Source organism: Acetobacteraceae bacterium (genome assembly GCA_004843165.1).
Taxonomy (GTDB): domain Bacteria; phylum Pseudomonadota; class Alphaproteobacteria; order Acetobacterales; family Acetobacteraceae.
The window spans coordinates 222,738-236,770 of sequence record CP039459.1 but is presented as its reverse complement, the minus strand read 5'-3'; the positions used below and the strand labels follow the sequence as shown (position 1 = coordinate 236,770).

Sequence of the window (14,033 nt, the reverse complement as noted above, 5' to 3'; positions counted from 1 at the left end):
TTATTCTCTAATTTTTTCTAAAGTCTTTTGCCATGCCGGACGGGAGAGAACACGTCCAAGGTAAGTTTTGATGGCAGGGTAATCTTCAAGATTTGGAAGTAATCTAATACCGGGGAAGACATCCCGTAAGCCCATAAAGCGCAAAGGGAAAGCAATCATAATATCGGCGGCGCTGAAATTATTGCCAGCGATATAATCTTGTTTTGACAAAATATCTTCCAAGAGACCAAGGATCAGATGATATTCATTTTTGAGAAGCCCTTCTAAAGCAGGTGATCTGGCCTGTGTCATCTGTGTGAGAAGGTCTGTTATGGGGGCTGTCATCAGAGTAGATTCCGCAGCGAACATCCAATGTGTATAAGCAGGGAATTCAGGCGCTTTCACATCAGGACGTAAGGAAGCGCCATCAGACGTCTTAGCGCCGTATTTTTCAAGTATCCACGTTACAATCGCACCAGATTCCGAAAGCTTTACATCGCCATCCTCAATAAAAGGTACCCGACCAAGCGGTGTAAGCGCTTTGAGTTTATCAGGGGCACGATGGGTTTGCGGATCACGCTTAAAAGAAACGAGGCGGTAATCTAGTCCCATTTCTTCCGCAAGCCAGACAATACGTTCAGAGCGGGAATGTTCAAGATGGTAAATGGTCAACATTTCTTATTTCCTTGGAAGAGCAGACGATTGTGTCGCTTCTTATTATATATACCGATTAGAGAGGGGTGTGCAGTTCTTTAATCGGCGTACAAGCTTCTTTTAACCATTCAAGGGTATCGCCTTCCAAAAGGGGAGAGAGGTATTTAAGGGTTTCGGCATGATACTGGTTCAGCCAACCGAGTTCCTCTTTATTTAAAAGCGTTGGATCAATGAGGTCTTGATCAATCGGTACAAAGGTCAGGGTTTCAAATTTTAAATGATTTTTCCCATTTCTTCCGATCCCATCTTTGACAGCGAGAATGAGATTTTCAATACGGATACCGTAATGACCGATTTCATAATAGCCCGGCTCATTGGAGATAATCATGCCGGCCTCAATGCCAACAGGGCGAGGTGCTGGCGAAATGGAATGCGGTCCTTCATGCACAGAGAGATAGCTCCCAACGCCGTGGCCTGTGCCGTGATCGTAATCAAGGCCGCCTTCCCATAAGGGCGCTCTGGCCAACGTATCAAGGCGATAGCCAGGGAGACCAGAAGGGAAACGTGCTTTAGAAAGCGCAATATTACCCTTCAAAACCCGTGTAAAAGCTTCTTTTAGCTCTTTTGGTGCTTCTGCTGGGCCGCTCCAGATTGTTCGGGTGCAATCGGTAGTCCCAAAAGGATATTGTCCACCGCTATCAACCAGATACATCTGATTTTTATTTAAAATCGCCGCAGTGTCTTTTTTGGCATGATAATGAGGCAGTGCCGCATTTTTGCCGACAGCGGAAATCGTTCCAAAGCTCAAAGCCTGACATTCAGGGGCAGAAAGGCGAATATTATCTAATTTATCCGCCAGTTCAACTTCGCTCAAATCCGCACCGTTATTTTTTTTCACAAAGGAGAGAAATTTAACGAGCGAGGCGCCATCTATACGCTGTGCTTTTTTATGGCCTGCAATTTCCAGATCATTTTTAATGGCTCTTGGAAGCAGAAGTGGATTTTCCCCCTCAATTGCTTTGGCACTTGCTTTTTCAATCTGTGATTTTAAAAAGACAGGGGTTTCCGCAGGGCAAAAACGGATTTTCTTGTCTTTTAAAAGAGTAAGATTTTCAGAAATTTTATCTGCCGGAAAGAGTTTGATCTTATCATCTTCCAGCGTGCCTTTAAGGCGTGTGGGATCAATAAAAAATTCTGCCTCGCCATTTTGGTGAAAGAGGGCATAGCCCAAAGCAATTGGTAAACATTCTAAATCACTGGCTCGAAGATTGAGCGCCCAAGCAATGGCAGAGGCATCTGTTGCTAAAAAAGCATCTTCTTTTTGACTTTTTAAAAAGGAGCCTAAAGCGAGACGTTTTTCAAAGCTAGTCTGTCCTGTAAATTCGATAGGGTGCGTTTTAACTTCCGTAGCAGGCGGTACAGGGCGGTCTGTCCAAATCTCATCAATAAGATTTTTTTCAACAGGCACCATTTCTAGTCCTGCTTTTTCCCATTTTTTAAGGGAAGGAAGCGTCAGGATGCGTGGATCATACGCAACTTTGTCACCTGTTCTAAGGAGAGATTTCAGCCAATTTTGCGGCGGGTTTTCAACAATATGTTTGCCTTGCCAATTTGGAAAAATTTCTGTTTTTAATTGTTCGGTATAGCGTCCGTCAGAAAAAACGCAGGCATCCTCTAGGGTAATGACGGCCAGTCCAGCACTGCCGGAGAAATTACTGATATAGGCAATACGCTCTGCGGATTCAGGGATATATTCCCCCAAAAATTCATCGTCATGCGGCTGAATAAAGGCCGTAATCCCTTGTTCTTTCATGAGATTGCGGAGCGCTCTCAGCCTTTGTTCAGAAGTTTTTTTATCGGGGGAAGATGTCATCATAAACCTCTAAATTAGGAAATCATTGTTTAGGCATATTAATTTTCTTTAAGGCTAAGGGATAAAAGGAATAAAAAAAAGGCAGGATAGGAAATTCTTCTGCCTTTTTAAAATTTTTCTGTTTTAGGTGATTTTAGCCTCGAAAGAGTTCCTCCCACACAAAATCAATTAAGGCCTTTTCTCGGTTATTAATGGCTTTTGCCTGCCATTTGTCATTTTCAATAAATTCATCAAGTTTGTAATAGGAAATAAATTCCCGAAACCCCATCTTTTTATCTGAAATTTTTGTTAGTGCAGCTTCATTACCATATTTTGCATTGATGCTATGCCTTACAATTGCAAGATTTCCAAAACGATGCAGGTGTTTATATTCATTCCTGATAGGATCACCGTTATCATCTTCGCCGATTTTTTTATTTAACCACGATTTTTCAGCAGCATCCTTTGGGTTTTGGGAAATAATATGATCTAGGGTGAATTTTCCCCCTCGCTTTGCATCAGAATTAAAATTTACCCATTCGATACGGGCAAGATTGCCGCCATTTTGTCGTCGCAAGTAATTTTCATAGCGCCAAAGAATATAGTAACCAGCAGGTTTATTCTCTTGATAGAATGTTTCACTTGTTAAGGCGTTTTGCAGTTGATCGGAAAAGTTTTCCTTATATTTTCTTAATTTATTTGCACACTGTTCTGCATGTCCTTTTTCATATTTAAAGGCATGCGTGCGCAGTTCTGCCTCACCTGTATTGCTTTTCGGTGTATGGATAAAGGCAATATTTAATTCTGCACTGGCCTGCGTAACTGTTTTTAAAGCTTCAAAACCATCTAAGCGTTGAATTTTCAGAAAGAGAGGCCAAAAATAATAAAGTTTTTTTTGGGCAATAAAATGGCAAGCTAGATCATCATTTTCTTTGCGATACTTTAAAATATCACGACAGGCGACATAAGCTTGACGTAATTCTTTGTTAAAATGTGTTATGCCTTCAAGAACATCTTTGCCATTTTGTTTAAGATTTTTGAAATGATAACGAATGGCGTGCTGGATATGTTGCCAGTATTTAGAACGGTTCTTTTCATATTCTTTAGGTAAAAGATGACCGTCCTCATCAGCGGTTAGATCATTTTTATAACCGATGAGGAAATGTGAAAGAATGGCATCTTCTTCAAGCCCATCTGTTTCAGCAGTGATTTCTTCTAGCAGAAGATTGATTTCTGCAAAATTTTTATAAATTTGATCAATGATTTTTTTTGAGTTTTCGTCGCCTTTCATATAGGCCATTCGCATGAGGGAGGCTTTTAATTTCTCTAATTCCGTCAATCCTTTGCCACGGTCATTTTGGAGTTCAAAAATACGTGCAGCGGATTCTTTGGATGGAATGCAATGCGGCCAAATTTCAGCCTTTAAAAGCGCATTGGTGAGTTTTTGGATTCTTGTTTTATCTTCAATCGCCCCGAGCCATTGATTAAAATATTTTTTTGCTTGTTCTAAATTTTTTTTAGCTGGTGTGTCTGCTTTTGGCATTTTTCCGTTAGTAATCAATCTCTGAAAAAAAGCATCGTCTGTTTGCTCTGCGGCAATACCAAAAGGTTTTTGAAGTCTTAAACGGGGATTATGGTTTTCGGTTGTTAAAATTTTCTCTAGGATTTCTGCGTTTTTAGGGTATTCCGCTTTCAGCAGAAGATGAGCTGAAGCAAAAAAGAGCATTGCCGTTGTTAAGCGTTGCTGCCCATCAATAATATCGGAAGTGGTTTGTCGAAAACCTTCTGATTTTGGTTTTTGCGGTGCGTAGAGAATGGCACCATAAAAATAAGGATCATCGAGATTGGCCTCAATTTGATTTTCTAGATCTTCACGGAAATTTTGAAGCTGTTTTAAACCCCACGCATAAGAGCGCTGATAGAAGGGAATTTCAAATTCCCATTCATTCAAAAGTTGCTCCAGTGTCCAGCGTTTAGAATTTTTATTCTGTTCTGTTCATAAAAATATCCTTGTAATTAAAAATTCTTTTTTAAAAGCAGGATCGTCCAGCCATTATCATCCAATCTTTTTTCCAAGGAGAGCCCTGCTTTATCATAAGCCGATAAAACTTCGTCTGCCTGAACAGCTAAAAGTCCTGCTAAAATGGCATAGCCCCCTTTGGCCAAAGCTTTTGAGAGGTCTTGTGCCATTTCACAAAGAGGACCAGCCAGAATATTGGCAAAGATCAATTTGTAAGGCGCATTTTTCAGCGCATGTTCTCCCTGCCAACCGTCAGCCTGATAGGCAGTGATGAGGTGAGTTATCTGATTGCGATCGGCGTTTTCTTTTGTGACACGAACGGCATCGTCTTCGATATCAATACCGAGAACAGGATGCTGCCATAATTTTGCCGCAGCCATTGCCAAGATTCCAGATCCACAGCCCATATCTAAAATATTGCCGTCAAATGTTTCTGGATAGTCTCTGGCAATTTCCTCAAGGGCTTGGAGACAGCCTTTTGTCGTTTCATGCTGACCGGAACCAAAGGCAATGCCGGCATCTAAATAAAGATTGATTCGCTCGGGATGTTCTGGTTTTTCGCCGAGCAAATGACTGCCATTGATGCAGAATTTTTGACCAGCAAGGAGGGGCGGAAATTCCTGTGCGACTTTTTCCAGCCAGCCTTTTTGCGGGACATATTCAATGAAAATATCAGGCGTACAACCTGTCAGAAAGCTGGCAAGATCAAGGGCGGAATCAAGCTCTTCTTGTTTTTCACCGGGGATTTTAATGCCCTCAACTTTCCAAGTGAGATTTTTTTCATCCACTTCAAAAATACTCACAGCCAAGCAGTTTGGCTGTAAGGCTTTTTCAAAAATAGGCGCATCTTTTTCATGCACGGTGAAAGAGATATTTTCTAAAAAACCTTCTGGGATTTCTGAATGGGGCATAATTTATTCCAAATAATAGAGGCTTTATTTTAAGGTCACGTAATCAGCCATGAGGCAGCGTGTTTGGCCATCATCAAAAGTGATTGTTAATTGATTGCCGTTGGCTTCGACGATCACACCCTCACCAAATTTACGGTGAGAAACATCCATACCAATTTTAAAAGTTGTTTGTGCTTCTGTAGATGTTGATGCTGGGCGGAAAAAGAAAGATTTATTTTGTGAGCGTGCGGATTGAAAGCCATAAGCATTTTCTTTCGGTGTCACGCTCGTTGTAAAATCAATCGGGATCTCCCGAACAAAACGTGAAGGGATACAATCCTGCCATGTCCCGTAGACTCGCCGTCTGGCAGCATGAGTAACAATCGCTGTTTTTCGTGCCCGTGTGAGCGCTACATAGGCAAGGCGCCTTTCTTCTTCAAGCGCTTCTGTGCCTCTCTCATCTAGCGAACGCTGAGAAGGAAAAATCCCTTCCTCCCAGCCGGGTAAAAAGACGAGATCAAACTCTAGACCTTTTGCCGCATGAATGGTCATAATGCTGACATATTCATCTTCGGCTTTGAGCGCATCAACGTCCATGACAAGGGCAATATGTTCTAAAAAATCATTGAGAGAAGGGAACTCTTCAATCGCTCGCAAAAGCTCTTGGATATTGTCTAATCTTCCCTGGACATCAGGTGTTGTTTGCGTTTTCCAATAATCAATATAGCCACTGGCTTCCAAAAGCCATTGGATGACTTCGCCATGTGTATCATTTTCGAGGCGATTGCGTCCTTCGTCCATCATTTCGATGAACGCAATGAGCGGGAGACCTTTTTTCCCTTTTAAGAGGCCATTTTGATATTGCGCCGCAAGTGCATTTTGCAAAGAAATCTGTTGTTCCTGCGCTTCTAGACGTAATTTTCCAACAGCAACATTGCCCATTCCTCTACGGGGTAGATTGATAATCCGTTCAAAGGCGAGATCGTCTGCAGGTTGAACAAGGGTGCGGATATAGGCAATGCAATCACGAATTTCGGCACGTTCGTAAAATCCCTGACCGCTAATGATACGATAGGGAATATTTTGGCGGATAAAAGAATCCTCAAAAGATCGTGCCTGAAAGCTTGCACGGATCAGGAGCGCCATTTCTCGAAAAGAGGTTTTTTTTCGGTGCGCTTTTAAAATATCTTCGGCAATGAGATCTGCCTCTTGATTTGAATCTTCTGCAGAAATGATTTTGATTAAATCATCTTTTTTTTCTTGCTGAGGCAATCCAGAGCAAAGTTCTTTTCCAAGGCGGCCTTGGTTATGGGAAATTAACCCGGAGGCTGCACTTAAGATCGTTGGGGTTGATCGGTAATTTCTTTCCAAGCGGATAATATTTGCGCCCGGAAAATCTTTTTGAAAACGTAGAATATTGGTGACATCTGCGCCACGCCAAGAATAGATGGACTGGTCATCATCTCCGACACAGGCAATATTCGGCTGCGTTTTATCGTCTCTTCGGGAGAGAAGACGAAGCCAAAGATACTGAATCGCATTTGTATCTTGATATTCATCCACCATAATATAGCGAAAACGTTTTTGATACTCAGCCAAAATATCAGGATATTTAATAAAAATTTCTGTAATATGTAGCATGAGATCGCCAAAATCACAGGCATTTAAGGCAATTAAACGCTCTTGGTAACGTTGATAAAGCGCAGAAAGCGTATGTTCACCAACTTTGACTTCATCTGTTGCACGTAATTTACGGTAGGTAAGCGCTTTGTCTTTCCAGAGCTGAATTTCATTCAGAGCCTTTTGCGGCGCAAGCACTTTAGGATTCATCCCCAGATCGGCCATGAGCTGTTTAATCAGCCGAATCTGATCGTCACTGTCTAAAATGAGGAAATCACGTTCTAGCCCAACAAGGGGGGCATGTTGTCTCAACATACGAACGCAAAGAGAGTGAAATGTGCCGAGCCAAAGCCCCTCTACAGGACGGTCAAGAATTTTACCGATACGTTCACGCATTTCACGTGCGGCCTTATTGGTAAAAGTCACAGCAAGAATTTGGGAAGGGTAGGCTTTGCCACTTAAAAGAAGATGTGCAAAACGTGTCGTTAAAACGCTGGTTTTTCCGGTACCTGCACCCGCTAAAATAAGAAGGGAACCTTCAGTCTGTTCAACGGCGGCCCTTTGCTCAGGATTGAGTCTGTCTAAATAGCACGCTGGATCAGAGGGAAGAATAAGATGTTTCCTTTTTAGAAAAGGGGAGTCCTTAAAATAATTTCATCTTTCCCCATAAATAGGGAAAGACTCAATTATTTTTGAATTTAAAGAATAATGTCTCAGAGGCCAAAATTCTTTAATTCATCAATGATTTCATTTTGCTGATCCAGCTGCCCTTTTTGAGCGGCTTTTTCATTGGCAAGATTGATCGCGGCATTAAGATCCATCTGGGTACATAGTCCCATAATAACAGGGTCTCTAGGCTTAATATTAGGCGTATTCCAATGTTGGCGTGTACGGATTTTATCAATCGTATCCTTGGTTGTGCCTAATAATTTCACAATCTGCTTATCCTCCATATGAGGATATTGTTTCAGCAAAAAGGCAATTGCATCGGGACGATCATGACGACGTGCTAAAGGTGTATAGCGTGCGCCTTTAGTCCGACGGACAACAGGATTATCCGGCTCAATTTTTTTGAGACGGGCTGTCGTATCAGCCTCACAGCGTTGAATTTCACCTGCCGGAAGCTGACGGTTTTTAACGGGATCATACCCGTTAATGCCTTTGCCGACTTCTCCGTCTGCAATAGCCTGCACTTCAAGCGGATGCATTCCGCAGAAATCAGCAATCTGTTCAAAAGTCAGAGCCGTTTTTTCAACTAACCATACGGCTGTGGCTTTGGGCATCAATGGAGCTGTCATAAAAGAACCGTTCAAAGCAGTGCAGAAAAGAAATTATTTGCCTTTTGGGGCGCCAAGCGTACCAAAACGTTTTGCAAAGCGTGCCACTCTTCCGCCACTGTCGATAATACGATGAACACCAGTCCATGCAGGATGGCTGGTTGGATCAATATCTAGACGGATGCTGTCGCCTTTCTTGCCGTAGCAAGAGCGTGTTTTATATTCGCTGCCATCGCTCATAATAACGTTGACTTCGTGATAATCTGGGTGAATACCTTGCTTCATTAGGTCTCTGCTTCGTTGTAGAATAATTAATTTGGGGAAATTCTTCCTTAAAAGAAGAAAAATTTTCTTCCTTATAGCTGAATTTTCCAAAATCGAAAAGGCCAAAAGCAGAAGCTGGTTTTTGTGCTGATTTTACTTCTGTAAAGAAAGCGTTATGTTTTTTCTAAAAATCATTTATGATCTAAAGAATGAAAGATCATCCGCAACATCTCTCTCCTGCGTTTCCTTTTAAGATCGTTTTTTTAACGATTTCCTGTATCACCGTTTTTCTTTTAGGTTGTTCTTTGCATCCTTTTCAGCGGTTAGGGATAGGAACTTCTTCTCCAGAAGCCCGTTTTTACAGCTATTTTATCCTTCACGGTGCAGCGCAAAGTGCATTGGGTCGAGGGAAACTTTCACCAGCACAAATTAAGATTCTTGTTAAGGCTGACGCACAGGCAAAGCAAAATCTGATAAACAAAGCTTTCGAGGGGAAGATGGAAAGGTCGCTTATTCATTATGAACTTTCGATCCATCCTTAAAGTAAAAAACCCCGCTTTATGAAAAGACGGGGTTTTGTTGTCTGGAAAATATTCCTTCCTTTAGATGTTTCTATTTTGCATGTGGCCGTAGGCGTTTTTTTCCCATTAAAAGGAGTAAAGGCGCTGCAATAAAGATCGAAGAGGACGTGCCAATGACGATTCCGGCCAACATAACCCATGCAAAAGCGGTTAGGGTGCTTCCGCCGAAAAGCGCTAAAGGTAAAGCGGCTAAGAAAAGCGTGCTCGAAGTTGCTAATGTTCGGTTCAATGTTTCATTGATTGAAAGGTTTAGAATTTCAATGAGTGGCATTGTTCGATATTTGCGCAGATTTTCACGTACCCGGTCATAAACAACAACTTTATCATTGGTGGAATAGCCAATAATGGTGAGGAGAGCTGCAACCATAATCAGGTCAAACTCAAACCCTGTCAGGATAAGAAAACCGACCATTTTGGTCAGATCTAGAAGAAGGGTTGCCACCGCAGCAATCGCAAATTCCCGCTCAAATCTGATCCAAATATAGATCATAATCATGCCAAGGCTCAGGAAAAGCGCCAGGAGGCCATCACGGAAAAGTTCCTTAGACACAGAGGCACCAACCGAATCAGTACGCAGAATTTTTGTTCCTGCCGTGTGTTCATTTAGGGCAGATTGGATTTGCGTCACAAGATTTTTGCTATTTTCAGAACTCTCTTCACGGGGTGAGTTTGCAGAAATACGATAATCCTGATCCGTTCCAAAAGATTGAACAGAAGCGGAGATCCCTTTTTTTTCTAGAATTTTCTGAATTTCTTCAGGCGGCTCAGCTTTTGGCGAGTGCGCTTCAATGACGACCCCTCCACGGAAATCTAAGCCAAGCTTTAAACCAGGGTGGAAAAAGAGAATGATGGAAAGTGTTGACAGAAAGGCGGACGTGCCAAGGCCTGCCCATCTTCCTTTCATGAAGTTAAAATGTGGCTGTTTAGCAAAAAAATGCAAAAGTGGTTTTAAACGCATGACAGACCTTAAACTGGAAGCTTTTTAGGACGGGTGCGCGAATACCAGCGCATAATCAAAAGCGGTGTTAAAAGAAGGGTTGTGAACAAAGTTGTTCCAATACCGATCGTAATGGTTAAGGCAAAGTTTCGGACAGGGCCTGCGCCAAAGATGAAGAGCATCACATGCGCTAAAAAGGCGGTGACGTTACTATCAATGACGGTAGCTTTTGCATGGGAAAAACCACTTTGGAGCGCTTGTAAGGGTGGTTTCCCTTTTTCCGTTTCCTCTCTAATACGTGCATTGATAAGGATATTCGCATCCAAAGCCATACCGAGGGTTAATAGAATACCTGCCATTCCAGCCAAAGTTAGGGTGGCTTGGAAGAGGGAAAGTATCCCTAACATCAGACCCAAATTCGCAAGAAGGGAAATATCTGCATAAATCCCGAATTGGCCATAAAAGATCACCATAAAGAGGGTCACAAGCAAGAAGCCAACACCAAGACTTGTAATTCCGGCATGGATAGAGGCTTTCCCAAGGCTTGGGCCAATGCTTCTTTCTTCAATAATTTTGAGCGGCGCAGGCAGGGCTCCGGCACGTAGAAGAAGGGCAAGGTCAGAAGCGCTTTGAGAGGTAAATCCGCCCGTGATTTGTCCATTCCCGCCTGTAATTGGACTCATGATGCGTGGTGCTTCGATCACTTTTTGATCTAGAACGATCGCAAATTGTTTCCCAACATTAGCTTGCGTTACGCTAGCAAAAGCATCTGCACCTTTGCTATTAAGTTGGAAAGTTACGGCCCATCCACCACTTTGCTGGTCAATAGAGGCACCTGCATTGGTGAGGTCTGCGCCATCAACGGCGATATGGTCACGAATAAGAATATCCCGACCTGTTTGCTCATCTTTTAGAAGGGCTGTGCCAAAGCTTTCATTAGGCTGTGCAACCAAACGGAAGGTTAGACGTGCGGTTGTTCCAAGGAGCGTTTTAATTCTTTCGGGGTCGCTGACACCCGGAAGCTCAACCATGATTCTGTTGTCACCTTCGCGCGCAATGGTCGGGTCCATAGCGCCTGTCTCATCAATTCTACGGCGAACAATTTCAATAGCACGGCTGACCGCCTCTTTTGCTTTTGCGTCAAAGGCTTCTTTTTCAAAGCTCAGAATAAAATGACCATTGGTTTCACGGAAGGTAAAAACATTGTCATTCGTTTTCATCAGCTTATTGAGCGTTGCAACAACGATATCATGCTCTTGTGGGGCACGAAGTGAAAATGAAATTTCGTTTTTGCTTTCGATTGCCAGCAAATTAACGTAACCGGCTCCTTTAGCAAGAAGAGACTGTTTTAATTGCTCTCGAAGAGAGTGAAGCTGATCTTTTTCAAGGGAGGCTGTATCAAGCTGCATCAACAGGTAAGATCCACCCTTAAGGTCTAACCCAAGGTGAATTTGACGCCACGGCAATTGTGACATGGGCTGTTTTATAATATTTGGCAGGCAGAATAAGATGCCAGCCAGGCAAATAGCGAGAATCCCTAATAGGCGAAGACGCGTGTAGTAAAGCATAGCGTAAAGAATAATCCCCTTAACATTCGGCGTTCGTACAATGCCGCTTTCTCAGCGAAGGCGCAACTCCAAGAATGAAATTCAATTTTCTTCTAAGTCTGGAGGGGTAAAACGTGTAAGAAAGAGGGCAGAAGAAATGTTGCTTAAAATTGCTTGAAAAGGAAGGCAGGGATTTTATGCCTAAAAGCTTGCGCGTTGGCATTATCGGGGTTGGGCATTTTGGGTATTTTCATGCTCAGAAATCGCACGCCCATCCTTTAGAGCAGCTGGTTGGGGTATTTGATCTTGATCGCCATAAAGCATTTTCGGTTGCTAAAGATTTTGATGTTTCTTTCTTTTCGCAACAAAGCGACCTTTTGGAATCTGTTGATGCCGTGATTATTGCGACACCGGCGACAACACATTTTACCCTTGCAAAACAGGCTTTAGAGAGGGGTAAACATGTTTTTTTAGAGAAACCCCTGTCTGTTAGCAGGGAAGAGGGAGAAGCGCTTATTTCCCTTTCTAAAAAGATAGGAAAAGTCCTTCAGGTAGGTCATCTTGTAACATTTTCTCTACCACCGCAAAAAATTTTAAATTTTATTCCAAAACCGATCAAAATGCAGATGCGTCGATCTGTTCCTTTTTTAAACAGAGGGTCTGATGTTTCCGTTATTTTAGATTTGATGATTCATGATCTTGAGTTTCTTTTTTCTCTCATGGGAGAAAAAGGTGTGCTTTTAGAGGCATGCGGCCGGAAATACCAAACACATTATTTAGATGAAGTAAGGGCAAGTTTTCTATTTAAAAAAACGTGCCGTGTTGATTTGTTTGCCAGCCGTGCGGCTTCAAAGCCTGAACGTTTTTTTCTTATTGAGGGAGAAAAAGGTGCTTTGAAGGTTGATTTTGTCGCGCATGAGCTGTTGTTTTTTGAAAAAGATCATTTGGTAAAACAAATTTCATGGCAAAAAAAAGATCTTTTATGGGAAGAGCATGATGCTTTCACGCAGTCCTGCTTATTTGGCAAAGAGAATGTATCATCACTCGAATCTGCCTATCAGGCGCTATGTATGGCAAATCTTTTAGAAAAAGAGATTATAGAGCAAATACAAAATGCGCCTGATTCGTTTAGTCTTTTAAAGACGAAATAAATTTACCCTTCGGCGTTATTATTTTGAACAGTGAAGTTATAGGTTTGATCGCCTTCTTGAAAATGGAAGATGAAGGGGATTGTGGTTCCTTCTTCGAACGTAGAGTCTTTTTTAGGAACGCAGGCAAGATGGAAGCTGTTGAAGGGGAAAGAAATCGTATTGAGATGGGCGATAGGAAGATTTTTAAAAATATTTACAGCAGCATTTGAGGTCTCTTCTGTCGCTTCAATAGAGGCTTGATTATCTTGAAATTGTCCAACAGATTGGCATTTTTCAGCGCTGATACTTTTTAGAAGAAAATCTTTATTGGCTTTATTTTTTAGAATAAAGCTTCCTTCGATGAGGTCATTCGATGATTTTTTTAAAACAGCGTTTTGAATTTCAATACTGCTTACGGGCGCATTAAGAGTCGATTGGTGCTGATAATTATAGGCCTCTGTTTGAATTTTCTTTGCAGAAGCCGCATTTGAGGAATTCGGGGTGGCAGAAAGCTTTGCGCTGTCATTTGCTTTGTCGGCATAGGCCATTGTGGACAGAGAGGGGATGCATAAAGCCGTCACAGCGAGAGAAAAAATGTGAGATTTTATAGAGCGTTGGCGGTATCTCGAGAGAAAAAACATGGTTAGCTATTCCTAATTATTGTTCAGGGACGTTTTTCTTGCAGGCGTATTGCTTTCCCAAAAGCCTTAAAAAAGATAGAGTAGAAGTTACTCTCATTTTGTAGAAGAAGTAAATTTTAAGGAATTTTTATGTCGGATTCTATTTCCGTCTCTCATCATAAAGCAAATAAAAAACGAACCGGACAACCAAGGCAACGCACTATCGCACGGGCAGGCGCCGTTCAGGCACTTTTTCAATATGAACAATCAGGTGATTCTGTTGATCTTATTATTCTACAATTCAACCAGCATCGTGGTGGCGGGCATCTAGAGCAGTTCGAAGAAGGAAGGGTGCCGGAGGCGGATATGCTTCTTCTAGGTAAAATTGTTCGAAAAGCAGCGCTCAATCAAGAAAAAATTGATGCAGAGCTTTCGGAGATTTTGCCAAAACAATGGCCATTGAAGCAAATCGATTCTGTTTTGCGTGCGATTTTAAGAGCAGCGCTTGCGGAATTGAATGATGGTTTACCAACAGCCGTGACAATTAATGAATATATGGATGTAACACATGCTTTTCTCAGTGATGAGACCGCACGTATGCTGAATGGCATTCTGGAAACAGCGGCAAAACGTCGGGAAGCAGTGAGTAAATCAAATTAAAA

At 42.1% G+C, this 14,033-nt stretch carries 13 protein-coding genes; 3 read left to right on the top strand and 10 right to left on the bottom strand.

Annotation, left to right across the window (positions count from 1 at the left end; all coding sequences use genetic code 11):
- From FAI41_01165 to FAI41_01135, 7 genes are all read right to left on the bottom strand, one after another.
- On the bottom strand, positions 1-654 hold the full coding sequence (locus tag FAI41_01165; protein QCE32304.1) for a glutathione S-transferase: 654 nt from the start codon (positions 652-654) through the stop codon (positions 1-3).
- A gap of 55 nt (positions 655-709) precedes the next feature.
- Positions 710-2,509 (bottom strand): aminopeptidase P family protein, encoded by a 1,800-nt coding sequence (locus FAI41_01160; protein ID QCE32303.1) that lies wholly within the window; start codon positions 2,507-2,509, stop codon positions 710-712.
- 130 nt (positions 2,510-2,639) lie between these two features.
- On the bottom strand, positions 2,640-4,436 hold the full coding sequence (locus tag FAI41_01155; GenBank protein QCE32302.1) for a DUF262 domain-containing protein: 1,797 nt from the start codon (positions 4,434-4,436) through the stop codon (positions 2,640-2,642).
- Positions 4,437-4,501: 65 nt separating this feature from the next.
- Positions 4,502-5,416, bottom strand: coding sequence for a 50S ribosomal protein L11 methyltransferase (locus FAI41_01150; GenBank protein ID QCE32301.1), 915 nt, complete (start codon positions 5,414-5,416; stop codon positions 4,502-4,504).
- Between the two features lie 24 nt (positions 5,417-5,440).
- Positions 5,441-7,627, bottom strand: a complete 2,187-nt coding sequence (locus tag FAI41_01145; protein QCE32300.1) for a DNA helicase II — start codon at positions 7,625-7,627, stop codon at positions 5,441-5,443.
- Positions 7,628-7,728: 101 nt separating this feature from the next.
- A complete protein-coding gene (locus FAI41_01140) occupies positions 7,729-8,313 on the bottom strand; it encodes a DUF1013 domain-containing protein (protein ID QCE32299.1) in 585 nt (194 codons plus the stop codon).
- 33 nt (positions 8,314-8,346) lie between these two features.
- On the bottom strand, positions 8,347-8,577 hold the full coding sequence (locus tag FAI41_01135) for a 50S ribosomal protein L31 (protein QCE32298.1): 231 nt from the start codon (positions 8,575-8,577) through the stop codon (positions 8,347-8,349).
- Between the two features lie 188 nt (positions 8,578-8,765).
- Between FAI41_01135 and FAI41_01130 the strand changes: the two genes are divergently transcribed.
- The gene (locus tag FAI41_01130; GenBank protein QCE32297.1) at positions 8,766-9,098 is read left to right on the top strand and encodes a hypothetical protein; all 333 of its coding nucleotides are present in this window, start codon (positions 8,766-8,768) and stop codon (positions 9,096-9,098) included.
- Between the two features lie 70 nt (positions 9,099-9,168).
- Here FAI41_01130 and secF read toward each other — a convergent pair whose 3' ends face one another.
- Together secF and secD are read right to left on the bottom strand one after the other, a co-directional pair.
- Entirely contained in the window at positions 9,169-10,095 is a 927-nt protein-coding gene (secF, locus tag FAI41_01125; protein ID QCE32296.1) for a protein translocase subunit SecF, read from the bottom strand.
- Between the two features lie 8 nt (positions 10,096-10,103).
- Positions 10,104-11,642 (bottom strand): protein translocase subunit SecD, encoded by a 1,539-nt coding sequence (gene secD, locus FAI41_01120; GenBank protein QCE32295.1) that lies wholly within the window; start codon positions 11,640-11,642, stop codon positions 10,104-10,106.
- Between the two features lie 176 nt (positions 11,643-11,818).
- Here secD and FAI41_01115 point away from each other — a divergent pair, with 176 nt between their 5' ends.
- Positions 11,819-12,772: a Gfo/Idh/MocA family oxidoreductase gene (locus FAI41_01115; protein ID QCE32294.1), complete on the top strand. Its 954-nt coding sequence runs from the start codon at positions 11,819-11,821 to the stop codon at positions 12,770-12,772.
- 2 nt (positions 12,773-12,774) lie between these two features.
- Here FAI41_01115 and FAI41_01110 read toward each other — a convergent pair whose 3' ends face one another.
- Positions 12,775-13,392 (bottom strand): hypothetical protein, encoded by a 618-nt coding sequence (locus tag FAI41_01110; protein QCE32293.1) that lies wholly within the window; start codon positions 13,390-13,392, stop codon positions 12,775-12,777.
- Positions 13,393-13,521: 129 nt separating this feature from the next.
- Between FAI41_01110 and nusB the strand changes: the two genes are divergently transcribed.
- Complete coding sequence (gene nusB / locus FAI41_01105) at positions 13,522-14,031, top strand: transcription antitermination factor NusB (GenBank protein ID QCE32292.1); 510 nt, start codon at positions 13,522-13,524, stop codon at positions 14,029-14,031.
- Positions 14,032-14,033: the final 2 nt, after the last annotated feature.

Coding starts and splice junctions, on each gene's coding strand:
- FAI41_01165 (QCE32304.1), bottom strand. CDS start 654: ATGTTGACCATTTACCATCTTGAACATTCCCGCTCTGAACGTATTGTC.
- FAI41_01160 (QCE32303.1), bottom strand. CDS start 2,509: ATGATGACATCTTCCCCCGATAAAAAAACTTCTGAACAAAGGCTGAGA.
- FAI41_01150 (QCE32301.1), bottom strand. CDS start 5,416: ATGCCCCATTCAGAAATCCCAGAAGGTTTTTTAGAAAATATCTCTTTC.
- FAI41_01140 (QCE32299.1), bottom strand. CDS start 8,313: ATGACAGCTCCATTGATGCCCAAAGCCACAGCCGTATGGTTAGTTGAA.
- FAI41_01135 (QCE32298.1), bottom strand. CDS start 8,577: ATGAAGCAAGGTATTCACCCAGATTATCACGAAGTCAACGTTATTATG.
- FAI41_01130 (QCE32297.1), top strand. CDS start 8,766: ATGAAAGATCATCCGCAACATCTCTCTCCTGCGTTTCCTTTTAAGATC.
- secF (QCE32296.1), bottom strand. CDS start 10,095: ATGCGTTTAAAACCACTTTTGCATTTTTTTGCTAAACAGCCACATTTT.
- secD (QCE32295.1), bottom strand. CDS start 11,642: ATGCTTTACTACACGCGTCTTCGCCTATTAGGGATTCTCGCTATTTGC.
- FAI41_01115 (QCE32294.1), top strand. CDS start 11,819: ATGCCTAAAAGCTTGCGCGTTGGCATTATCGGGGTTGGGCATTTTGGG.
- FAI41_01110 (QCE32293.1), bottom strand. CDS start 13,392: ATGTTTTTTCTCTCGAGATACCGCCAACGCTCTATAAAATCTCACATT.
- nusB (QCE32292.1), top strand. CDS start 13,522: ATGTCGGATTCTATTTCCGTCTCTCATCATAAAGCAAATAAAAAACGA.